Source organism: Pseudomonas sp. 2822-17, assembly GCF_002742485.1.
GTDB lineage: Bacteria > Pseudomonadota > Gammaproteobacteria > Pseudomonadales > Pseudomonadaceae > Aquipseudomonas > Aquipseudomonas cyclaminis.
The window spans coordinates 38,526-59,856 of record NZ_LJRZ01000319.1; the positions used below are offsets into that span (position 1 = coordinate 38,526).

The 21,331-nt window shown below is 60.7% G+C and carries 20 protein-coding genes, 1 tRNA gene and 1 pseudogene; 16 read left to right on the top strand and 6 right to left on the bottom strand.

What is annotated here, in order from left to right:
- Positions 1-4: 4 nt before the first annotated feature.
- Complete coding sequence (locus AOA60_RS07740) at positions 5-670, bottom strand: GntR family transcriptional regulator (RefSeq protein WP_099583923.1); 666 nt, start codon at positions 668-670, stop codon at positions 5-7.
- A gap of 253 nt (positions 671-923) precedes the next feature.
- On the opposite strand from AOA60_RS07740, the gene AOA60_RS07745 reads away from it, so the two are divergent.
- From AOA60_RS07745 to AOA60_RS07765, 5 genes are read left to right on the top strand one after another with little or no spacing between them, the layout of a single operon-like run.
- Positions 924-2,156, top strand: coding sequence for an NRAMP family divalent metal transporter (locus tag AOA60_RS07745; RefSeq protein ID WP_099583924.1), 1,233 nt, complete (start codon positions 924-926; stop codon positions 2,154-2,156).
- 28 nt (positions 2,157-2,184) lie between these two features.
- Positions 2,185-2,955 (top strand): LamB/YcsF family protein, encoded by a 771-nt coding sequence (locus AOA60_RS07750; RefSeq protein WP_099583925.1) that lies wholly within the window; start codon positions 2,185-2,187, stop codon positions 2,953-2,955.
- Positions 2,952-3,758 carry a putative hydro-lyase gene (locus tag AOA60_RS07755; protein WP_099583926.1) on the top strand — a complete coding sequence of 269 codons (807 nt, stop codon included), beginning with the start codon at positions 2,952-2,954 and terminating at the stop codon, positions 3,756-3,758. Before AOA60_RS07750 ends, AOA60_RS07755 begins: the two co-directional genes overlap by 4 nt.
- Positions 3,759-3,767: 9 nt before the next feature.
- Positions 3,768-5,387 (top strand): 5-oxoprolinase/urea amidolyase family protein, encoded by a 1,620-nt coding sequence (locus tag AOA60_RS07760; protein WP_099583927.1) that lies wholly within the window; start codon positions 3,768-3,770, stop codon positions 5,385-5,387.
- Positions 5,384-7,123: a biotin carboxylase N-terminal domain-containing protein gene (locus AOA60_RS07765; RefSeq protein WP_099583928.1), complete on the top strand. Its 1,740-nt coding sequence runs from the start codon at positions 5,384-5,386 to the stop codon at positions 7,121-7,123. Before AOA60_RS07760 ends, AOA60_RS07765 begins: the two co-directional genes overlap by 4 nt.
- A gap of 195 nt (positions 7,124-7,318) precedes the next feature.
- On the opposite strand, the gene AOA60_RS07770 is transcribed toward AOA60_RS07765, so the two are convergent.
- Positions 7,319-7,395: transfer RNA gene (locus tag AOA60_RS07770), tRNA-Met, on the bottom strand.
- A 235-nt stretch (positions 7,396-7,630) separates the two neighbouring features.
- Positions 7,631-8,182, bottom strand: coding sequence for an RNA polymerase sigma factor (locus AOA60_RS07775; protein ID WP_099583929.1), 552 nt, complete (start codon positions 8,180-8,182; stop codon positions 7,631-7,633).
- Positions 8,183-8,443: 261 nt separating this feature from the next.
- Between AOA60_RS07775 and sctW the strand changes: the two genes are divergently transcribed.
- From sctW to sctU, 11 genes and pseudogenes are all read left to right on the top strand, one after another.
- Positions 8,444-9,517, top strand: a complete 1,074-nt coding sequence (sctW, locus tag AOA60_RS07780; protein WP_099583930.1) for a type III secretion system gatekeeper subunit SctW — start codon at positions 8,444-8,446, stop codon at positions 9,515-9,517.
- Positions 9,514-11,607: pseudogene (gene sctV, locus AOA60_RS07785) on the top strand (type III secretion system export apparatus subunit SctV). The gene sctW and the pseudogene sctV overlap by 4 nt, the downstream one beginning before the upstream one ends.
- Positions 11,608-11,644: 37 nt before the next feature.
- Complete coding sequence (locus AOA60_RS07790; RefSeq protein ID WP_099583993.1) at positions 11,645-12,556, top strand: FHA domain-containing protein; 912 nt, start codon at positions 11,645-11,647, stop codon at positions 12,554-12,556.
- Entirely contained in the window at positions 12,553-13,911 is a 1,359-nt protein-coding gene (locus AOA60_RS07795; RefSeq protein WP_099583931.1) for a FliI/YscN family ATPase, read from the top strand. The genes AOA60_RS07790 and AOA60_RS07795 overlap by 4 nt, the downstream gene beginning before the upstream one ends.
- Complete coding sequence (locus AOA60_RS07800) at positions 13,898-14,341, top strand: YscO family type III secretion system apparatus protein (protein ID WP_099583932.1); 444 nt, start codon at positions 13,898-13,900, stop codon at positions 14,339-14,341. The genes AOA60_RS07795 and AOA60_RS07800 overlap by 14 nt, the downstream gene beginning before the upstream one ends.
- Positions 14,338-14,796, top strand: coding sequence for a type III secretion system HrpP C-terminal domain-containing protein (locus AOA60_RS07805; protein ID WP_099583933.1), 459 nt, complete (start codon positions 14,338-14,340; stop codon positions 14,794-14,796). Before AOA60_RS07800 ends, AOA60_RS07805 begins: the two co-directional genes overlap by 4 nt.
- Positions 14,793-15,806 (top strand): FliM/FliN family flagellar motor switch protein, encoded by a 1,014-nt coding sequence (locus tag AOA60_RS07810; protein ID WP_099583934.1) that lies wholly within the window; start codon positions 14,793-14,795, stop codon positions 15,804-15,806. Before AOA60_RS07805 ends, AOA60_RS07810 begins: the two co-directional genes overlap by 4 nt.
- Positions 15,803-16,456, top strand: coding sequence for a type III secretion system export apparatus subunit SctR (gene sctR, locus AOA60_RS07815; RefSeq protein ID WP_099583935.1), 654 nt, complete (start codon positions 15,803-15,805; stop codon positions 16,454-16,456). Before AOA60_RS07810 ends, sctR begins: the two co-directional genes overlap by 4 nt.
- A 7-nt stretch (positions 16,457-16,463) precedes the next feature.
- A complete protein-coding gene (gene sctS, locus AOA60_RS07820; protein ID WP_065938437.1) occupies positions 16,464-16,727 on the top strand; it encodes a type III secretion system export apparatus subunit SctS in 264 nt (87 codons plus the stop codon).
- 9 nt (positions 16,728-16,736) lie between these two features.
- Positions 16,737-17,525 carry a type III secretion system export apparatus subunit SctT gene (gene sctT / locus AOA60_RS07825; protein ID WP_099583936.1) on the top strand — a complete coding sequence of 263 codons (789 nt, stop codon included), beginning with the start codon at positions 16,737-16,739 and terminating at the stop codon, positions 17,523-17,525.
- Complete coding sequence (gene sctU, locus AOA60_RS07830) at positions 17,522-18,619, top strand: type III secretion system export apparatus subunit SctU (RefSeq protein ID WP_099583937.1); 1,098 nt, start codon at positions 17,522-17,524, stop codon at positions 18,617-18,619. Before sctT ends, sctU begins: the two co-directional genes overlap by 4 nt.
- On the opposite strand, the gene AOA60_RS07835 is transcribed toward sctU, so the two are convergent.
- Genes AOA60_RS07835 through sctC form a run of 3 tightly spaced genes read right to left on the bottom strand, consistent with a single transcriptional unit; the run spans position 18,620 to position 21,323 of the window.
- Positions 18,620-18,988, bottom strand: a complete 369-nt coding sequence (locus AOA60_RS07835) for a transcriptional regulator (protein ID WP_099583938.1) — start codon at positions 18,986-18,988, stop codon at positions 18,620-18,622. It lies immediately after the preceding gene.
- On the bottom strand, positions 18,985-19,188 hold the full coding sequence (gene hrpT / locus AOA60_RS07840) for an HrpT family type III secretion system protein (RefSeq protein ID WP_099583939.1): 204 nt from the start codon (positions 19,186-19,188) through the stop codon (positions 18,985-18,987). The genes AOA60_RS07835 and hrpT overlap by 4 nt, the downstream gene beginning before the upstream one ends.
- Positions 19,185-21,323, bottom strand: a complete 2,139-nt coding sequence (sctC, locus tag AOA60_RS07845) for a type III secretion system outer membrane ring subunit SctC (RefSeq protein ID WP_099583940.1) — start codon at positions 21,321-21,323, stop codon at positions 19,185-19,187. The genes hrpT and sctC overlap by 4 nt, the downstream gene beginning before the upstream one ends.
- Between the last annotated feature and the right edge of the window lie 8 nt (positions 21,324-21,331).

Consider the following 21,331-nt stretch of genomic DNA (forward strand, 5'->3'; position numbering starts at 1 on the left):
GTGACTATCGCCTCAGGCTGCGCTCGTAGGCGGCCAGCACCGTTCGCTCCGATTGCACAAGGTAGGCATCCAGCATGACAGTCGCCTCGTCTGGCCGGCCCTCCTCAACGCACTGCAGTATCGAAGCGTTCATATTGAGAAACGGCAAATGCAAGAACTGAGGGTCGTTGAGCAGCCCGAACGCCAGCCGCAATTCAGCCGAGATCTGACCGTAGAACACCAGCAGGCGCGGGCTGTCGGCCAGTTCGACGATAGCGGTGTGGAACATCATGTTGGCCGTGCCGACCGCGCCCCAGTCTTTCGCTTCGCGCGCACGCACGCCCAATTCGACCGCCTCGCGCATGTGCAGCGTGCCTGGATGCTGGGGGTAACCCTGTGCGATCGCCTTGCACTCGATGAAGCGGCGCACCCGGTAGATGTCGATGATCGACCCCATGTCCGGTTCCGCCACCGTGACGCCGCGGTTGGGTTCGTGTTTGAGCAACCCTTCACGCGTCAGGACCCGGAAGGCCTCTCTCAACGTGTTGCGCGAAATATCCAGGTTCTCGGCCAGTGCCGCTTCTGAAAGGCGTTGGCCGGGCACGAGCTCGCCTTCGACCAGCATCCTGCGAATTTCCTGGGTGATGGTTTCTCCCAGTGATCTTGGCAGGGCGGAAGAGGCGTCGTTCATAAAAAATCCTAGGTGAGAAAACCGCTCCATTATTCCATCAGAGCGGGTGAGTGGCACAAGGATGACGCGCGTCGTATGCGTCATTAAGTAGCACATGCGCGGTATGAGGTAACAATTTGGTGCCAATCGATCAACTATAGGATATGGATTGTTCAACAAGAATGCCTTGATGCATCTACATTTCAGGGTGTTTGCCTGAGTCTTGGCATGCTCATTGCTCAGTCAAACTACCTCTCACTGTAGGAATGATGCCGTGACACAGACCCCTCAAGCGTTCACAAAAGCGCGGCGCGCTTCGTTGATCGCCGCGATTTTCATGATGGCGACGTCTGCCATCGGCCCTGGATTCATCACCCAGACCGCCACGTTCACGGCCAAGATGGGGGCGGCATTTGCGTTCGGTATCCTGGCGTCGATTCTGATCGACTTCGTGGTTCAACTTAACGTCTGGCGTATCGTTTCCCTGACTCGAATGCGTGCCGCAGACGTGGCCAACAAAGCGATTCCAGGCAGCGGTTACCTGCTGGCGGTGCTGGTGATTTTCGGTGGGCTGGTGTTCAACGTCGGCAACATCGCCGGTGCCGGGCTGGGTCTGAATGCGCTGATGGGGCTTGATGCAAAGTGGGGCGGTGGCCTGAGCGCCCTGCTGGCTATCGGCATCTTCCTCTCTCACCGCGCCGGGTTGGCCGTCGATCGGCTGATCGTCGTGCTGGGCGTGGTGATGATTGGCTTGACGCTGTTCGTGGCCTTCGCCTCCAACCCGCCTCTGGGTGAAGCCCTCTACCAGACCGTCCTTCCGGACCAGATCAACTTTGCCACCATTACCACCATTGTTGGAGGCACGGTCGGTGGCTACATCACCTATGCGGGGGCTCATAAACTGCTGGATCGCGGTGCTACCGGCGTCGAAAACCTCCAGGCTGTGACCAAGGCGGCCCTGAGCGGCATCCTGGTCACCGGCCTTATGCGCTATATCCTGTTTCTCGCCATCCTTGGCGTTGTTGCCAGCGGCGTCGTCATCGACACCTCGGGGCAGGGCGCCAATCCGGCTGCACAAGCCTTCCAGGCAGCCGCGGGACAGATCGGCCTGCGCATCTTCGGCCTCATCCTCTGGGCCGCCAGCATCACCAGTGTGATCGGTGCCGCGTACACGTCCATTTCCTTTATCACCGTATTCAAGCCGGACATCACCGAGCAGAGTCGCAACCGTGCCACCACTGTGTTCATCGCCGTATCGCTGCTGATCTTTGTTCTGTTGGGCACCGCGCCTGCCGCACTGCTGCTGTTTGCCGGCGGGTTCAACGGTCTGATACTGCCCATCGGCCTGAGCATCTTTATCTACGTCGGCTGGCGCCGATCCGACCTCATGGGCGGTTACCATTACCCACGCTGGCTCTTGGTCCTGGGCGCTCTGACCTGCCTGCTGACCTGGTACATGGCGATCAAATCCGTTGTGCCGATCTTTGCCATCCTCAGCGTCGCCTGAGCCGGATAACGAAAAAGGAGTTACGTGAATGCCAACGATAGATATCAACAGCGACCTCGGCGAAAGCTTCGGCGCCTGGAGCATGGGCGACGACGACGCCATGCTCGATGTGGTAACCAGCGCTAACGTCGCCTGTGGTTTCCACGCCGGCGACCCCGCCGGCATCCTGCGGACACTCAAAGCCGCCGCCGCAAGAAATGTCGCCATTGGCGCCCACGTTGCCTACCCGGACAAGGTGGGTTTCGGTCGACGGAACATGGACCTGGCCAGCGATGAACTCACCGCCGACGTGATCTACCAGATCGGTGCGCTGCAAGGCTTGGCCAAGGCTGCCGGCACCTCGGTGCGTTACGTGAAACCCCATGGCGCGTTGTACAACACCATTGCCCACGACCGTCGCCAGGCGCTGGCGGTGATCGCCGCCATCCGTGCCATTGATCCCACGCTGATCCTGGTGGCGTTGGCTGGCTCCGAGCTGATTGAGTGGGCACGTAACGCGGGCTTGCAGTGTGTCGCCGAGGCCTTCGCCGACCGTGCCTATACGCCGCAAGGCACCCTGGTTTCGCGACGCGAACCGGGCGCCGTGCTGCACGATCCGCAGCTTGTGGCTCAACGCATGTTGCGCCTGGTGCAAGACGGCACCCTCGAAGCCATCGACGGCACGCTCACCCGAATCCAGGCCGACTCGATCTGTGTCCACGGCGACAGCCCTGCCGCCGTAGCGATGGCTCGCGAATTGCGCCGAGTGCTGGAGCAGGCCAACCTGTCGCTGCAACCGTTCGCCGGAGGTCGTCCATGAATACGCTCGCCCGCGCCCGACGAGCGGCCATTGCCGCTGCCCAGGACGCACGTCAAACCTACCGTGGCGGGCTGGTCACCCCCACGGCGGGCATCGCGCCGGGCATGACCCAGGCCAACCTGATCGCCTTGCCGCGCGAATGGGCCTACGACTTTCTGCTGTACGCCCAGCGCAACCCGAAAGCCTGCCCGATTCTCGACGTCAGCGACGCGGGCAGCCCGCGAACACTGCTGGCTGAAGGCGCCGACCTGCGTACCGACATCCCCCTGTATCGCATCTGGCGGGACGGCAAGCTGGTCGAGGAAGTCAGCGATGCCACCCAGGCTTGGGCCGAGCACGCCGATATGGTGGCGTTTTTGATTGGCTGCAGCTTTACCTTTGAAACCGCCTTGCAAGAAGCCGGCATCGAAGTGCGGCATATCGCCGATGGCTGCAACGTACCGATGTACCGGACCAACCGCGCTTGCCGTCCGGCGGGACGATTGCAGGGTGAAATGGTTGTGTCCATGCGCCCGATCCCGGCCGATCGTGTGGCCGAGGCCAGTGGCATCTCCGGGCGTTATCCGTCGGTCCACGGCGCTCCGGTGCATATCGGAGAGCCCGCGCTGCTGGGCATCCATGACCTGAGTCGACCCGATTTCGGCGATGCCGTGCGCATCGAGCCCGGCGAAGTCCCGGTGTTCTGGGCCTGCGGTGTGACGCCCCAGGCGGCGGTGGCGGCGTCGGGCGTGCCTTTCGCGATCACCCACGCCCCTGGCCACATGTTCATTACCGATGTGCCTGACAGCACCTATCACGTCTAGGAGTCTCCCGTGCGTTTTCTACCGGTCAACCTGGACACCCTGCTCGTCGAATTGAACGATCTCGACGAGACCTTGGCTTTGTTCGACGCCCTGATGGCGGAGCCTATTGCGGGCGTGGAAGAAATTGTGCCTGCTGCGCGGACGCTGCTGATCCAGTTTCGCCCCAGCGCCATAGAGCGTCAGGCGCTGGTCGATCGTATCGCCGGCCGGGACCTGAGCCAGCGCCGCGAGGGCGAACAGCGCCGCGTGGAAATCCCCGTGCATTACAACGGCGAAGACCTCGACGAGGTCGCCACGCTGCTCGGCATCAGCCGTAACGAAGTGATACAGCGCCACACCGCCCATGACTACAGCGTGGCCTTTTGTGGGTTCGCGCCGGGGTTTGCCTACCTCACGGGCGGCGCCGGTTTCCAGGTGCCGCGCCGACAAACTCCTCGCACCCGCATACCGGCGGGCGCCGTGGCGCTGGCCGGGGATTTCAGTGGCGTCTATCCGCAAGCCAGTCCTGGCGGCTGGCAGATCATCGGTGTCACGCCCCTGCAGATGTGGGACCTGAACCGCACGGAGCCGGCCCTGCTGCGCCCTGGTTATAAAGTGCGCTTTACCGACGCCGGCCCGCTCCCGGCCAACGGCCTGCCAACCCCCGCTGCGGCACTGCGTCCCGCCGCCCCCAGCGGTGCTTATCTGGAAATCATCCATCCTGGGTTACACAGCGTCTTGCAGGATATGGGACGGCCCGGCCAAACCGGTCAAGGCGTCTCCCGCTCTGGTGCGCTCGACCTCGGCGCCCTGCGCGCCGCCAACCGCGCGGTGGGCAATCGCTCGGACATGGCTTGCGTAGAGTCGGTACTTGGCGGCTTGAGCTTCGTTAGCCATGGCCGTGCGGTGATAGCGATCACCGGTGCGCACACGCCGGTCACCATCACCAACGCCAGTGGCCTGCAATGGCCGGCCAGCAACTATCAACCCATCGAACTGGACGTGGGTGACCGTGTCAGTCTGGGCGCACCGCTGGCGGGCCTGCGCAGCTACCTGGCCATTCGTGGCGGTTTTGAGGTCACGCCGGTGCTCGGCAGCTTGTCCACGGACACGTTGGCCCAGGTCGGCCCTGCGGCACTTGCCGCTGGTGATCGTCTGGGCTTCACCACCCTGACCACGGGCACCAGCGTATCGCTGACCGAAGCCCCGGCCTTTGAGCTGCCGACGGCGACCCATATCGTTACCCTTGATGTGGTCATGGGGCCGCGCACCGATTGGTTTACCGAAGACGCGATCCAGCGCCTGAGCGGCCAGCTCTGGCGCGTGACCTCGCAGTCCAATCGGGTGGGCATTCGCCTGGCCGGTGATGCGCCGCTGACGCGCAGCAACCCTCAGGAACTGCCCAGCGAAGGCACCTCCGTCGGCGCTATCCAAGTGCCAGCCAGCGGCCAGCCCGTGCTGTTTTTGGCCGACCATCCGTTGACCGGTGGCTACCCGGTGATCGCCGCAGTGGCTACACACCACTTGGACCTGGCGGGGCAGATACCGATCAACGCGCAGATTCGCTTCAACCCCCTGGGCGGATTCCACGAAATCCAACCCAGCACAGACGCCTCTTCTTCAACTGCCGATGCGAAGACAACTCCATGAAAAAATTATTGATCGCCAACCGTGGTGAAATCGCCGTCCGCATCGCCCGCGCGTGTCGCGACTACGGTGTGCAGTCTGTCGCGGTGTATGCCGACGCGGACATCGACGCCCTGCATGTGCGCCAGGCGGACGAAGCGTTTTCGCTGAATGGCCAACGCCCGGCAGAGACCTACCTGGATATCGAAAAACTCCTGGCCATCGCCAAACGCAGCGGCGCCGATGCCGTGCACCCGGGTTATGGTTTTTTGTCGGAGCGCGCCGACTTTGCTCGCGCAGTGATCGCCGCTGGCTTGATCTGGGTGGGTCCCAACCCAGAGACCATCGACGTGCTGGGGGACAAGGTCGAAGCGCGGAAACTGGCCCAGCAGGTCGGCGCACCTCTGGTTGCGGGTACACCCGGACCTGTCGAAAGCGCCGCCCAAGTGCTGGCCTTTGCCGAGCAGCATGGCCTGCCGATTGCCATCAAGGCAGCCTTCGGCGGCGGGGGGCGCGGCATGAAAGTCGCCTGGCGCCTGGATGAGGTCGCCGAGCTGTTTGCCTCGGCCGTGCGTGAAGCCGAAGCCGCCTTTGGTCGCGGTGAATGTTTCGTCGAGCAGTTCCTCGACCGCCCTCGTCACATTGAAGCGCAGATTCTGGGCGACAAACACGGCAAGGTGGTGGTGGTCGGCACGCGTGACTGCTCGCTGCAACGACGCAACCAGAAGCTGGTGGAAGAGGCGCCCGCGCCCTTTATCAGCGACACGCAGCGCCAGCGCATTCATCAGTCGGCCCACGATATCTGCGCCAAGGCCGGCTACGTCGGCGCCGGCACGGTGGAGTTCCTGCTCAGTCAGGATGGCACCTTGTCGTTTCTTGAGGTCAACACGCGCTTGCAAGTCGAGCACCCGGTGACCGAAGAAACCACCGGCGTCGATCTGGTGATCGAGCAACTGCGCATCGCCGACGGTTTCCCTTTGTCGTTCAGTGAGACGCCAACCCCACGCGGCCATAGCTTTGAGTTTCGTATCAACGCCGAAGACGCGGGCAAGGGCTTCTTGCCGACACCGGGGCAAATTTCCGAGTTTGTGCCGCCCTCGGGCCCGGGCGTGCGCCTGGACAGCGGCGTGACCAGCGGTTCACGCGTGCCCAGCACCTTCGATTCGATGATGGCCAAACTGATCGTCAGCGGCGCCACCCGCGAACAGGCTATCGCCCGTGCACGCCGGGCACTGGCTGAATTCAACATCGAGGGCATCGCGTCGGTACTGCCTTTCCACCGGGCCGTGATGGATCATGCCGACTTCACCGGCGCCGATCGCTTCGCCGTGCACACCCGCTGGATCGAGACCGACTTCGCCGAACAGATCACCATCGCGCCGCGCAACGCCATGTCGGCCGACCCTGACGTGCTGCGTACCTTTGTCGAGATCGACGGCAAGCGCCATGAGCTAGGCCTGCCTGCGGCCCTGTTGCGCGGTGTCAGCCTCAATGCCGCCGGTCCCGCCAGCGAAAGCACAATCACACGCGAGGCGGTTGATCCGCACGCGGTACTGACGCCGGTAGCAGGCAACCTGCACACCTGGGTCGTCGACGATGGCGAATCGGTCAGTGCCGGGCAAGTGATCGCGGTGGTCGAAGCGATGAAGATGGAAACATCGATTCTGGCCCCCTGTGCGGGTGAACTTCAGATTGCCAAACAGGCGGGTGATTACTTTGAAGCCGGCTCCCTGATCGGCCGTATCAACGCCGTCAGTTGATTCAACTGCTTCTTTCGCAGGCCTTACGCGCAACGGGTTAATCACCCGTTTGCCGCGTGCTTAATCGAGGCTTTCAGAGAGCATGCGTAATGTGAGGGGCGGATCTGGATGAAACTCCAGACACAAGAAAGCCCGCACTAGGCGGGCTTCTTGAGGTGATTCACAGACTGCTGTAGACATCTATGAATCGGTACTTGGTGGCTACGCAGGGACTTGAACCCCGGACCCCAGCATTATGAATGCTATGCTCTAACCAACTGAGCTACGTAGCCAAGTGGCGCGCATTATTCGCGTAGAACGCAAATGCGTCAAGCACTTTTGTGAAGATTTTTTCTACGCTTTCAATTGTTTAACGAAACTGAGGGTGTTGCGTGACTGCCAGCCTCTGCTTTCGTGATGTCTGGACAGTGGTGGGGGCCTGGCAACATTGGGGGCGCCGGCTGGAAACAGGTGGAGTCCGGTTGGGCAGATATCCCTGCCGCCCAACGTTTGGCCTGTCAGCCAGTCTTACGGTTGAAACGGGTTTTGGGTGGCGCGCTTGAGCTGTTCGCGCGCGCGCGACAAGCGTGAGCGGACTGTTCCGATAGGAATGTCCAATACGTCGGCGGTGTCCTGGTAGCTGCCGTCGGTTTCCAGCGATGCGTATAGCGTCTTGCGCATTTCCGTTGGCAGATGGTCGATGGCGCTCAGGGTGTTCTCCAGGCGGCGGTTGACCTCAAATTCCCAATCCAGGTTGTTGTTTTCTGCCTGGCCATGCCACAACGACTCATCAAATTCGCAATGCACAGGTTTAGCATACATGCGCCTGAAATGATTGCGGATCAGGTTCTGTGCGATGCCACACATCCAGGTGCTGAGCGATGCGTTACCGCAGAAGCGCTCGCGGTTGCGCCATGCTTCCAGGTAAGTCAGTTGCAGAAGGTCATCCGCATCTTCCGGGTTGAGTACGCGTTTGTGAATGAAGCGTCGGAGTTTTTTCTGCTGTTCGTCTGTCAGGTGATGCATGAATTGAGGCGAGCTGCCAACGAGGTGAGCTAAAGCTTCAATGGGAAGATTCATGGTTTTTTCCTCAGGGTGAACGGGTCGAAATGCTTTCGACGCAAAGCCCTGTAGCACTGGCTGTGCCAAACGGAAGATCTATGTAAGCAGCTGAAATATATGAATAAAAATATTTTATCTGATGCTGGTTGCGCAGTTTTTTGCAAAAAACCATGGGTGTTTTGTGCCGGTTTTTTCAAAAGTTCAGGGTGTGAATAAAAGTGGAACCGTCTCGGGGTTTCTTGCCACACAAGCACACACTCTTCTTATCTCGGCACGCCCATGAACGTCGAAATCACCCCTGAAGTGCAAAAGAGCCAGTATCTGGATCAGCTGGGTCCCAGCACTGGGATCGCACCCCAGACGCTGTCGGCTACGACGGGCATCGATGAACTGGCCAACGTGTTCAGCCAGGAAGCAATGCGTAACAACCAACCGTTGGGCGAGCGTACGTTTGAGGTGCGCGTGCCGCCCATCGAGCAGTTCAAGCGGCTCTACAGCCTGCTTAGCCTCCCCGCTGATGCAAGCCTTTCCGCTGTTGCGCGTCGGATCAGGATGCAACTGCTGCAACGGCCCAGCGTTGACACAATAGTGGAGCTGACTGGCCGTGATCCTGCTTGCACGTATGTGGTGCTCAAGCATGTCCTGACCCAGGCCGAAGGTGAATTGCGCGAGACCGAAGCCGGGCTGGCCCGAGACGCGCTGGCCAAGTTGGAGGTTCGCTACAAGGGTGAGATCCAGGCCGGGCTCAACATCGCCATGACGCTGCATGCGGCCAGTGGTGATCCGCAGGAGTGTCAGGCGGTGCGGGCGCTCTACTACGCGAGTGTGGTGCAGCGCCAGTCCCTGGCTCGCATGATGCAGGCCTTGCTGGGCGTGTACGGTGGCGACCGTTTCGCCGCAGGGCTCATGGTGATGCGCAAGGCCTTGGCGGACGATATTGCGGCACACACGCCGTCGGTACCCACGGCGCAGTTGCGTACGTTGTTACTGGGCCTGCAAAGCTGTGGGCAGTTGAGTGCGGTGCTCGGTGCATGCCAGATGCTGATTCAGCGCATGAGTATCGAGCAGGACTCGGTCAGCCTGCTGCAGCGCCTGCTGGGTTATGCCGGCAGCGGCATCGCCCCTGCGGAGATCCAGAGCCTGGTGCAGGAGTTGGCTGGTGACAAGTCATCGGTTTCTCTAGTGTTGCTCAATGCGCTGTACCCGTTGTTCCAACAATTCCCTATCGCGTTGTGGAGTGATCAGCGTGGGCGTCAGGAGGCCCTGCACAACTTTTTGCTGGTGATGGATGAGTTTGCTCGTATCGAACGGGGTTCTGCCTACGTGGCAGGCTTTTCGAGGGACCGGGCGTGACCGCACTGGCGGTCATCAATAACGTGCTGCTCAAGGTGGCACGGCGTGCGGAGGTGCTGGGCGCCGTGGTGGTCATGGCCATCGTGTTTATTTTTATCGTGCCTTTGCCCACCTGGCTGGTGGATATCCTTATTGCACTGAATATTTGTATCTCGTGCCTGTTGATCGTGCTGGCGCTGTATTTGCCGGGGCCGTTGGCGTTCTCGTCGTTCCCGTCGATTTTGCTGTTGACCACGATGTTTCGTCTGGCGCTGTCGATCGCTACCACCCGCTTGATCCTGCTGGAACAGGACGCCGGTGAGATCGTCGAGGCCTTCGGCAACTTTGTGGTCGGGGGCAATCTGGCGGTGGGGATGGTGATCTTCCTGATCCTGACACTGGTCAACTTTCTGGTCATCACCAAAGGCTCGGAACGGGTCGCCGAAGTCGCGGCGCGGTTCAGCCTGGATGCGATGCCCGGTAAGCAAATGTCTATCGACAGCGACCTGCGCGCCGGGCTGATTGACGGCGGGCAAGCGCGGGACAAGCGCGAGCAGTTGTCCCGTGAAAGCTAATTGTTCGGAGCCATGGACGGGGCGATGAAGTTCGTCAAGGGCGACGCCATCGCCGGTTTGATCATTGTGCTGGTCAACCTGCTGGGCGGCTTCTCCACGGGAATGTTCCAGCACGGCTTGAGCGCTGCCGAGTCGATCTCGCTGTATTCCGTACTGACCATCGGTGATGGCCTGATTGCGCAGATTCCTGCGCTGCTGATCTCGCTGACGGCGGGCATGATCATTACTCGCGTCGCACCGGACGGCCGCAAGGGCGTCAGCAATATGGGCGCCGAAATTGCCCGGCAAATGACCAGCGAGCCCAAGAGCTGGATGATTGCTTCGGTCGGAATGCTGGCGTTCGCGATAGTGCCGGGCATGCCCACACTCGTGTTTATCTTTATCTCGATTATGACCGGGGCTCTGGGTTATTACCTCGCGCGCAAGCGGCAGCAACAAGCGCAGCCCGAAGCCCAGGCAGCCGAAGCGGTACGCCCTGAAGAGAACGGCAGTGAAGACCTGCGTGGCTTTGATCCGTCGCGGCCTTACTTGTTGAAGTTTCCCCCTGCACTGCGAGGGACGCCGCAAGTGACGGACTTGATTCACGGCATCCGCCAGGCACGCAATGCGCTTGTCGCTAACATCGGGCTCACGTTGCCGCCATTCGAGGTCGAGCTGGATGATTCGCTGGCCGACGATGAAATGCGGTTTTGCGTGCATGAAGTGCCGATGATCAAAGCCTCTGTCGTCAGCCGCGTGGCGGTAGAGCGCAAGGCGCTGACTGTTGAGCTGGAAGACGCCCAGCAAGGGCTGGCCGAGCGTGATGAGCAGGAATGGGTCTGGGTGAGGCCTGATGATCCGGTGCTGGATGATCAGCAGTTGGAGCGCTTCAGTGCAACGACCCTGATTATTGAACGCATGAAGCAAGCGATGATGCTCAGCGGACCGCAGTTCCTGGGTATTCAGGAGAGCAAGTCGATTCTCAGTTGGCTGGAGCACAACCAGCCCGAACTGGTGCAAGAGTTACAACGCATCATGCCGCTTTCGCGGTTTTCAGCGGTATTGCAACGACTGGCCGGTGAAGGCGTGCCGCTGCGCGCAGTGCGGCTGATCGTCGAGTCGCTGATCGAATATGGCCAGCATGAACGTGAGCCGGAGGCATTGGCCGGCTATGCCCGTATTGCCCTCAAGTCCCAGATATTTCACCAGTACAGTGAAGCTGATGGCCTGCACGTGTGGTTGTTGTCACCACAGAGCGAAAACACCTTGCGCGAGGCGCTGCGCCAGACTCAGACCGGGGTGTTTTTTGCGCTTGACGATGAGAGCAGTGCAGCGCTGGTCAGCCTGCTCAACCAGGCCTTTACCTTACGTCCAAAAACCAAAAGCGTGATGTTGGTAGCGCAGGACTTGCGCAGCCCTCTACGTACCCTGCTGCTGGAGGAGTTCAACCATGTTCCGGTGCTGTCCTTTGCTGAACTGGGAAGCACCTCGAAGGTGAAAGTACTGGGACGTTTTGACTTCGGCCAGGACGAACTGATGCGGGGTGCCGTGGCGTGAGTGCCCATCCATGGTCAGTGTCAGGTAGGGCTCGATGATGTTTGAGCTACGTGTGCTGGACGGTTTACACCAAGGCGCTGCGTTGCCGTTGTTTGGCGACGAATGGAGTATTGGTGCCCATGCAGATGCAGATTTGGTGCTCAATGATTCTGGGATCGCCGAGCAGCATGCGCGGTTGCGGTTTATCGACTCGAACTGGTCGGTACAAGCCGAAGCCGGTCTGCTGCGCAGCGTCGACGGACAGGTGCTGGCCCAGATTGCGAGGCTGGAAGTCAGCGTACCGTTTCTGGTGGGCACAGTTCGGCTGTGTGTCGCCCTGGCTGATCATCCCTGGCCCCAGGCACCAGCGCCAGCTCCGGCGGCGGTACCGACATCATCGCGCCCGAGCGTCGACCCTGTGCGAACACTCACGTTGTCGTCCATCTCGCACTCCCAGCAAAAGCGCCTGCTCAGCCTGGTGTTGGTGGTGACGATCATCATCATGGCGGTGGGCATGGCCTCTACGGGGGAGCGCGAGGCCCAGGCTTCGCTGATGCCTCCTGAGGTCAAGAAAAACGAGCTGGGTTCGCCGTTCGAAGTGCGCCAGCAGTTGCTGAAGATGCTCAACGAGCGCGAGTTGGATCATCGCGTCAGCTTGCAGGTGATCAATGGCCAGGTTGCCCTCAATGGGGATGTTTCCCAAGAGGATGTGGACTTGGTGGCGCGCATGCTCAGCCGCTTTGGCGAGCAGTTTGACAGTGACGTTCCGGTGATCAGCCGTGTCCGGGTACGCGACAGCGCACCGCCGTTCAGGATTGTGCAGATCGTTGGCGGGCCGAACGGTCATGTGGTGCTTGAAGACGGCGGTCGGCTGTTTGTGGGGGACGAATTGGATGGCTTGCGTCTGGTCTTGATCGATAACAGCAAAGTGATTTTCGATGGCGCACAGCGCTATGAGGTGCGCTGGTGAGTACGGATCTGCAAGCGCGCCTCGATGCATGGCAGCAGCGCCAGACACAATCGCTGGTGAGGTTTTCGCCGGTGAAGATGCGCGGTCGTATCCAGCGCGTCAACGGCATGCTGCTGCAATGCCGGTTGCCTCAGGCGCGTATCGGTGACTTGTGCCAGGTAGAAAAAAAGCCAGGCGAATACATGCTGGCCGAGATCATCGGTTTTGATCAGCAGGATGCGGTGCTCAGTGCCCTGGGCAACCTGGAAGGTGTGCGCGTGGGCGCCGGCGTGGAGCGCCTGGGTGTGCCGCATTGCGTGCAGGTCAGTGACGCGCTGCTGGGCCAGGTGCTGGATGGTTTTGGACGGCCGATTACGGGGGATGGCCCCAGTGCGTTTGCCGAGGCTGATGCGCCTGATGCAAGCCCGGTGTTATGTGAAGCGCCCTTGCCCACCGACCGGCCGAGGATCAACCGCGCGCTGGCCACGGGTGTGCGCTCGATCGACGGCCTTCTGACGCTCGGCGAAGGCCAGCGTGTGGGGTTGTTTGCGGGGGCCGGTTGCGGCAAGACCACCTTGTTGGCCGAGATCGCCCGTAATGTCGAGTGCGATGTGATTGTATTCGGCCTGATCGGCGAGCGGGGCCGGGAGCTGCGTGAGTTTCTCGACCACGAACTGGATGAGCAGCTGCGCTCCAAAGCGGTACTGGTGTGTGCCACGTCCGATCGCTCCAGCATGGAGCGCGCCCGTGCGGCCTTTACGGCAACCGCATTGGCGGAAGGTTTTCGACGCAAGGGGAAGCGGGTGTTGCTGCTGATCGATTCCCTGACGCGTTTCGCCCGGGCCCAGCGCGAAATCGGCCTGGCCGCCGGCGAACCCTTGGGGCGCGGTGGTTTACCTCCGTCGGTGTACAGCCTGTTGCCACGGCTGGTCGAGCGCGCCGGCCTGACCCGTGAAGGCGTGATCACCGCTATCTACACGGTGCTGATCGAACAGGACTCCATGAACGACCCCGTGGCCGATGAGGTTCGTTCGCTGCTCGATGGGCATATCGTGCTGTCCCGCAAGCTGGCCGAGCGCGGGCACTACCCGGCGGTCGATGTCCTCGCGAGCCTGTCGCGGATTTTGAGCAATGTCGCCGAGCCTGACGACATCCGTGCCGGGACGGCGTTGCGGCGCCTGTTGTCGGCGTACCAGCAGATCGAGTTGATGCTCAAGCTGGGTGAGTACCAGCCCGGCAGCGATGCCCTGACCGACCTGGCCGTGGACAGTCGTCAGGCCGTGGACGATTTCCTGCGCCAAGACTTGCGTGAGCCGGCGCCACTCGCGGCTACGCTGGACCAGCTCAAGGAGCTGACTGCCTATGTCCCTTTCTGAATCAAACTATTCGAATGTGCTGCTGGATGAAGTCGAGACCTTGCGACGCCTGCGCCGGCATCGGGCGGACCGGGCCGAGCGCGCGCTGCGTGAAGCGAAGCGGGCTCAGAAAGCCTTGCTCGCACATATCCAGCAGGCCCAGGCCGCCCTTGAGCAAGCCCGGGAGGAAGAGGCCCGGCAAAGCGCCCAATTGCTCAGTCAGCATCAAGGCCAGGTATTGACCCTGCAGGCGCTCAAATCCTGGGGTGCGCAGGAGCGCTCATTGTCTGCCACGACTCGGCGCGACCAAGGTCAGCTGGAAACGCTACGGGGGCAGCAGGAAGAAAAGGAAGCCCGCGTCGACAGTACTCAGAAACAGGTTACCGAGTGTCTGCGTCAGGTGGAAAAACTGCAGGAGTTATCTCTTTTACTGCTCCAGGAGTCGACATGACCCAGGTTTCAACCAAACCCACCGAACGCCCACGACAGCGCGAGCCTAGAGAGGGACATGAGCCTGGTGCTGGCGTCGTGGTGCCGTGGGAGCAAGGGCGGCTGTTTGCCCAGTTGTTCAGCGATAGCGATGAAGGTAGCGGGACGCGGGGTGGCTTGTCGGGCATGAAAGAGTCGATGACGACTTCCATGATTGAGGCGCTTGCGGAGCAACTGGCACCTCGCGTGATGGGCAGCGCGCAGTGGCCGCTTCAGGCGGTGTTGTATTTGCCGCGGCTGGGACGGATCAACGCCAGCGTACGCCGTGAGCAGAACGCCTGGAGCATTGATCTGGAAGCGGAAGATGACGCCACAGCGCGTTGGCTCAGGGGCACGCGCCAACAGTGCGAAGGTCGATTTGCCGCCGCGCTGGGGCAGCCGGTCAGCCTGTTTATACCCAACGCCGGGTCGGCATGATGATGCCGCAGTTGATATTGCCTTTGGTCAACGGCGATACGGTTGCCGCACGCCGTCGATTGGGGCGCGGCTTGCGCCTGCCGTTCCACGTGGCGGGGCAGGGCGGTGAGTTGTGTCTCGAACCAGGGCGCGCGCCTGCCGGGGTCAAAGCCGTGTGCCTGGAAACCGTATGCGGGGTGCTGGCGCTCGCTGAGGCCGGGCCGTTATTGAGCTTGCTGGGTGAGTGCCCGGTGACGCTGGCCGAGGCTGGCAACGATGCAGAGTCCTGGTTCTGGGCGCTGTTTCAACATCATCTCAGCCCTCAGGTGCTGGCCCTGCTGGGCTATGTGCGCTTGCTGGAGACAGAGCGCCCCACCGGGTTTGGTTGCCGGCTCAGCGTGACCCTGGGGGCGTCGCGTGTCACGGGCTATATGTGGTTGTCGGCTGAAAGTTTCCTGGCGTTGTGTGATGCGGGGCCTTGGCGCGCCATGGGCGCTCCGATGCCTGGAGCATTTCAACTGCCAATTGCCGTGATCCTGGGACGTTTGCAATTACCCATTGCGCAGGCACGCAGCCTGCGGCCTGGCGACGTGCTGATCTTTGAGCAGTGCTTGTTTCAAGCCCACGGCAATGGCCATTTACAGGTTGGCAGACAGCGGCTGCATGGCTGCATTGATGACGACACCGGGCAGCTGCGTCTGACCCTTACTTCTATCGAGGACACGTCTGTGGACGAGGAATTTTCAATACCCCCCTTCTCAGGGCATGAGGAGGATGAGCCCATAGTGGATGTGTTCGGCAGCGAGCCGTTCGATGAGTTGAGCATCGGGCTGAACGTACGCTGCGGGACGTTGAACCTTACTCTGGGTGAGTTGCGTAACCTCGCCCCCGGCGCGGTGCTGGGGATTGCCGGATATGCCCCAGGAATGGCCGGCCTTTACTATGGGGATCTCCCTATTGGCCAGGGTCAGTTGGTGGAAGTCGACGGGCGCCTGGGCTTGCAGTTGTCTCGCGTGATGGTCGGTCGATGACACTGCAGGGGATAGATCCCCTCATTCTAGCGATGTTCCTTGGGGCATTGTCGTTGATGCCCATGCTGTTGATCATCTGCACATCGTTCTTGAAGATTGTCATTGTGCTGATGATTACCCGCAACGCCATCGGTGTGCAGCAGGTCCCGCCAAGCATGGCCATCAACGGGATCGCGTTGGCGGCCACGCTGTTTATCATGGCCCCGGTGGGGTACGAGATCGCCGAGAGCGTCAAGGCTTCGCCTCTGGACATGACTAACGTACAGACGTTTCTGCAGACCGGGAATGAGGCAATCAAACCGCTGCGTGCATTCATGCTGCGCAACGTCGACCCGGACGTACTGACCCATCTGCTGGAAAATACCGCGCGCCTGTGGCCTGCGCAGATGGCGCAAGAGGTGCAGCGCGAGGACCTGATCCTGTTGATACCGGCCTTCGTGCTGTCGCAACTGCAGGCGGGGTTCGAGATCGGCTTTCTCATCTATATCCCCTTCATCGTGATCGACCTGATCGTCTCCAACCTGCTGCTGGCATTGGGGATGCAGATGGTCTCGCCCATGACCATCTCCCTGCCGCTCAAGTTGCTCTTGTTCGTGCTGGTGTCTGGCTGGTCGCGGTTGCTCGACAGCCTGTTCCTTTCCTATCTCTGAGGGGCGTATGGAACCGATCGTACTGTTCAAGCAAGGCATGTTGCTGGTGGTGGTGCTGTCGGCACCGCCGCTGATTGTGGCGGTGGTGGTGGGCGTGCTGACGTCGCTGGTGCAGGCGCTGATGCAGATACAGGACCAGACGCTGCCCTTTGGTATCAAGCTGGTGGCCGTGGGTATCACGTTGATCATGACCGGCCGCTGGATTGGTGTGGAGTTGATTCAACTGATCAACCTGACGTTCGAGATGATCGGTCGCTCGGCCCTGAATTGAGGTTTGCCTGTGCTGCTGTATCTGGAGTTCCTGCCCAGCCTGATCATTGGCATGGCGCGTATCTACCCCTGCGCCTTTCTGGTGGTCGCGTTCTGTTTTCAGCATATCCGCGGCATGCCACGGCACACCATCGTGATGGTCATGGCGCTGATGCCTGCACCGGGTATTCATGCGGCATTGGAGGGCCACGACTACTCAGGGCTCATGCTCGGTGGCCTGGTGCTCAAGGAAGTGGCCCTGGGGTTTTTGTTGGGCGTTTTGCTTTCTATGCCGTTCTGGATGTTCGAGTCGGTAGGCGCACTGCTCGATAACCAGCGCGGCGCCTTGGCCGGCGGCCAGCTCAACCCTTCGCTGGGGCCGGATGCGACGCCCATCGGGCACTTGTTCAAGCAGTTGGCGATTTTTCTGTTGATCGTCAGCCTGGGGCTGGGCTCCCTGACTCAGGTGATCTGGGACAGTTACCTGATCTGGCCCCCCACGGTGTGGTTTCCGCTGCCGGCGGCGAATGGCATGAGCGTATTTGTCGACCTGCTCGCGGATACCTTCACGCACATGATGCTCTATGCCGCACCGTTCATTGCAGTGCTGCTGTTGCTGGAATTCGGCATCGCGTTGCTGGGGGTCTACAGTCAGCAGTTGCAGGTGAGTTCGCTGGCGCCACCGGTCAAGAGCCTGGCGGGTATCGGAATCCTGCTGTTGTACTTTGCGCTGCTACAGGACTTGATCGTCGGGCGCATGAGCCAGTTGGGGGACCTCAAGCACTCGCTGGGCCTGCTGTTCAAGGCGGCGATACCATGAGTGATTCCGGGGAGAAAAAACACCCGGCATCTGCCAAGAAGCTGCGTGACCAACGCAAGAAAGGCCAGGTTGCTCAAAGCCAGGATGTGGGCAAGTTGCTGGTGCTCACCGCCATCAGCGAAATCGCGTTGTTCACCGCCCAGACCAGTTTGCAACGGTTCCAGCAACTGATGATGTTACCGATGTCCCGCCTGAATCAGCCTTTCGTGCGAGCGCTGGAGGAAGTGTTGGCCGAAGGCCTGGTGGTGTTTTTCTCGTTCGCCCTGCTGATGGCCGGTGTTGCGATCATCGTGAAGCTGATCAGCAGTTGGATGCAGTTCGGGATACTGTTTGCTCCGCAGACCCTGAAGCTCGATTTCAACCGCCTGAACCCCCTCAGCCAAATCAAGCAGATGTTCTCAGCCCAGTCGCTGATGAACCTATTGATGAGCATCGCCAAAGCGTTTCTCCTGGGATTGATTGTGTACGTGGTGGTCTGGCCTTCGTTGGGAACGTTGATCAACCTGGCCAATAGCGATCTGCAAAGTTACCTTCTGGCGCTGATTGCACTGTTCCGTCACCTGCTGCACGCGTGCCTGGGGTTGCTGCTGGTGCTGGCTCTGATCGACCTGATATTGCAGAAGCACTTTTTTGCCAAGCGCATGCGCATGACTCAGGTCGAGGTCGTCAAAGAGTATAAGGATATGGAGGGCGACCCCCATGTGAAAGGGCAGCGCCGCTCGTTGGCGTACCAATTGGCCCAAGAGGAACCGAAGGTCAAGCTGCCCAAGCTGGAGGAGGCCGATATGCTGGTGGTCAACCCGACGCACTTTGCCGTAGCGCTTTACTACCGCCCCGGCAAAACACCGTTGCCCTTGCTGGTGGACAAGGGCACTGACGCCAACGCTCGCAAACTGATCCACCGCGCCAAGGCGGCCGACGTGCCAGTGATCCAGTGTGTTTGGCTCGCTCGCACGCTTTATACGAAGAAACTGGGCGAGAACATTCCGCGCGAAACCTTGCAAGCCGTCGCGTTGATCTACCGGACCTTGCGCGAGCTGGATGATGAGGCCAAGCGTGAAACCCTGGAGTTGCCAGAGCTTGAGCAACATTGATCAGCGGGTTGAGCCCGTGTCCAGGGCTTGCAGGCTGGCCAGTGTCAGCATCCGGCTGAGGACCCTGTCCGCAGCGCGGGTTGTTGCAGGCAGCGCGTGCCAGATCACCAGGGTGTCCTGGGCGTCGAGGTAGATAAAACAGCCATCGAACGCCAGCGCTTGCTCAAAGCGTCGTTCCAACGCCTGCTGCAATTGCCCAGTCTGCAGCGCTTCGCGAGCGACCAGCAGCGCCACCCCTGGTTGGGTGCCTGCGTTCTGTGCGCACACCGTTATACCAGGGCCGAGCGTAAGGTGAGCGGCAGTGCCGCCCACCAGGTTATCGAGGAAGACCTGACGCTGATGGTCGTCCAGTATCCCCGGAGTACTCATCGCTCCAGCGACACCGTCTGATAGTCCGCACGCTCCCCGGCGGGGCCGGGTTCGACGCGCATTTGAGGCGGCCACCAGATCACCAGCTTATCCTTGGTGGATTGCGGGCGTGAGCAGGAGTCGCCCTTGCAGGTCGGTGTGCAACCGGTGGCGAGCAATGCCGCGCCGATCAGGGTGACGTACAACAAGCGGTGTTTCATGGCGTGGCCTTCTGGATTGGAGAGAGCAAGGAGGGGCGTGGCACGCTGAGGTGTTCATCCTTTACCACCGGTCGCATGGCGATAAAGACCTCGGCTTCTTCACCTGGCTTGAGCCAGGCACGCGGCCAGACACTCACGGCCAACGTCTGCGAGTTGCTGCATTCTTTTTCATCAATGCGCACATTGCGCGTGAACTGGTTGCGCAGTACCACCACCGCGACGTTGTACTCCGGTCCGGCATACCATTGGCTGCGTTCGGTATTCAGTGCCAGCAGGTCACGGGTGTTGCACAGGGTATCGAGCCCCAGTGGCATCGGCGCCGCCTTGAAGGCCTTGGGGACTTGCCCGCTGACCAGATGGGCCAGTGTGCTGGTGATGTCGCTGCGCTTGATCACCGGTTGGTGCGGGTTAACGCGCCTGGCCAGCGGCGTGAGGGCGGCCTGCAGTTCGGCCTGGTCGGCCTGGGGCAAGTAGCGTGACGGGTCGGTTTGGTCACCAATGACACGCGGGGTGAGGATGAACAAGCGCTCACGCCGATTGTTCTGGCGCTCGGTCGAGGAGAACAGCACCTTGCCCAGCAGCGGAATATCACCCAGCAACGGCACTTTGTTTTGCTTGTCGCTGCGCTCGGTCACATGGAAGCCGCCGACCACCAGCGAACGCTTTTCCGCCATCACGGCCTGGGTGCTGACCTTGCCTCGGCGCACGTCAAGGTTGTTCGGATTGGGGCTGGTCTCGTCGAAATTGCCGTCTTCAATATCCACCACCAAGTGGATCTGATGGCCGCCACGGCTGGTGATGACGCGAGGCACTACCTGGAAGCTGGTGCCCACGGTAACCGGCAAAATGGTTGCATTCTCTCTACCGGGTGTCAGGTACTGCGTGCGGTTGAAATCGATGACTGCCGGTTGGTTTTCCAGGGTGAGCACGGAGGGGTTAGAGACCATGGTTGCCAAGCCCTTGGCTTCCAATGCGCGTATATCGGCATAGAAGCGGTCACGGTTTTCAATCGATAGTTGCGATGAGGTGCCCGGCGAGACATTGGCGCCGCCGCGAAACCGGCTGTTCTGAAAGCCCCAGTTCACCCCGAACTCGCGCAACTGCGTGCGCTCGATATCGAGGATGATCGCATCGATCTCAACCAGTTTGCGCGCAACGTCGAGCTGGCTGATCAACTCCCGATACATCGCCTGACGCTCTGGCACGTCGTAGATCAGCACGGCGTTGTTACGCACATCCGCCTCGACGCGGATCCGGCTGCTGGCGACCGAAGCTCGCGGGGTCAAGGTCGCCCCCATGTCCATTTGCGCAGGGTTGGCGTTTGCACCAAGCATTTGGCCCAACAACGGGTTGCCCAGGCGGGGCACGTTTGGCGTGAGAGGCGACGGCTGGGCTGCAGGGCGCTGGCCGAGACCCGAGAGAGCAGAGGAGGCGCGAGGTTCCAGCAGCCCGCGCAAAATGCTGGCGACGCCGGGAACGTTGAGTTTTTCACCGCGGTAATCCACCAGGCGGTCTGTCGCATTGGCGAACTTCAACGGGTAACTCAGCACGCTCTGTTTTTCATCCGCAGAGCGGCGTTGACTGCTGAATTGCTTGATCTGTTGGATATAGCTCCTGGGACCGGAGACGAGTACGACACCGTCTTCCGGTAGCTCGCCCCAGCCGAAACGGCTATCGAGCAATCCGATATCGGTCAGCGCCTGTTTGAGGTCGCTGATCGTCTCCGAAGACACCTCCAGCCGCGCGGACTCCTGCTGGTCCAGCGTGCTGATGTACAGGGTGTTGTTGTAGAGATACCACTGGAAGCGGTGCTCAACGCCCAGCCTGTCCAACATGGACTGCGGGGTATTCGCACGGATCTTGCCGTTGACAGTCCCCTCCAGCAAACCCTCGATTTGCAGTTGTGTGCCGAAGGTCTGGCCGAAGTCTTCGAGCACTTCCCTCAGGGGTTTGTGTTCGGCTTCATAGGCGTAGGCGGTGTTTTTCCATTCCGGGGGAATGGCGGCTAACGCGCTACTGACGGGAATCAGCAGGCAGGAAAGCACAAGCATGCTGCGCCGCCAATGCGATCTTTTTGATGAATCACCGGGCGAATGAAGGCGCAAGCTGCTGCGCTTGGGAGGGCGGTTATACATAGACGTTT

Coding starts and splice junctions, on each gene's coding strand:
- AOA60_RS07740 (WP_099583923.1), bottom strand. CDS start 670: ATGAACGACGCCTCTTCCGCCCTGCCAAGATCACTGGGAGAAACCATC.
- AOA60_RS07750 (WP_099583925.1), top strand. CDS start 2,185: ATGCCAACGATAGATATCAACAGCGACCTCGGCGAAAGCTTCGGCGCC.
- AOA60_RS07755 (WP_099583926.1), top strand. CDS start 2,952: ATGAATACGCTCGCCCGCGCCCGACGAGCGGCCATTGCCGCTGCCCAG.
- AOA60_RS07765 (WP_099583928.1), top strand. CDS start 5,384: ATGAAAAAATTATTGATCGCCAACCGTGGTGAAATCGCCGTCCGCATC.
- AOA60_RS07775 (WP_099583929.1), bottom strand. CDS start 8,182: ATGAATCTTCCCATTGAAGCTTTAGCTCACCTCGTTGGCAGCTCGCCT.
- sctW (WP_099583930.1), top strand. CDS start 8,444: ATGAACGTCGAAATCACCCCTGAAGTGCAAAAGAGCCAGTATCTGGAT.
- AOA60_RS07790 (WP_099583993.1), top strand. CDS start 11,645: ATGTTTGAGCTACGTGTGCTGGACGGTTTACACCAAGGCGCTGCGTTG.
- AOA60_RS07800 (WP_099583932.1), top strand. CDS start 13,898: ATGTCCCTTTCTGAATCAAACTATTCGAATGTGCTGCTGGATGAAGTC.
- AOA60_RS07805 (WP_099583933.1), top strand. CDS start 14,338: ATGACCCAGGTTTCAACCAAACCCACCGAACGCCCACGACAGCGCGAG.
- AOA60_RS07810 (WP_099583934.1), top strand. CDS start 14,793: ATGATGATGCCGCAGTTGATATTGCCTTTGGTCAACGGCGATACGGTT.
- sctR (WP_099583935.1), top strand. CDS start 15,803: ATGACACTGCAGGGGATAGATCCCCTCATTCTAGCGATGTTCCTTGGG.
- sctS (WP_065938437.1), top strand. CDS start 16,464: ATGGAACCGATCGTACTGTTCAAGCAAGGCATGTTGCTGGTGGTGGTG.
- sctU (WP_099583937.1), top strand. CDS start 17,522: ATGAGTGATTCCGGGGAGAAAAAACACCCGGCATCTGCCAAGAAGCTG.
- AOA60_RS07835 (WP_099583938.1), bottom strand. CDS start 18,988: ATGAGTACTCCGGGGATACTGGACGACCATCAGCGTCAGGTCTTCCTC.
- hrpT (WP_099583939.1), bottom strand. CDS start 19,188: ATGAAACACCGCTTGTTGTACGTCACCCTGATCGGCGCGGCATTGCTC.
- sctC (WP_099583940.1), bottom strand. CDS start 21,323: ATGTATAACCGCCCTCCCAAGCGCAGCAGCTTGCGCCTTCATTCGCCC.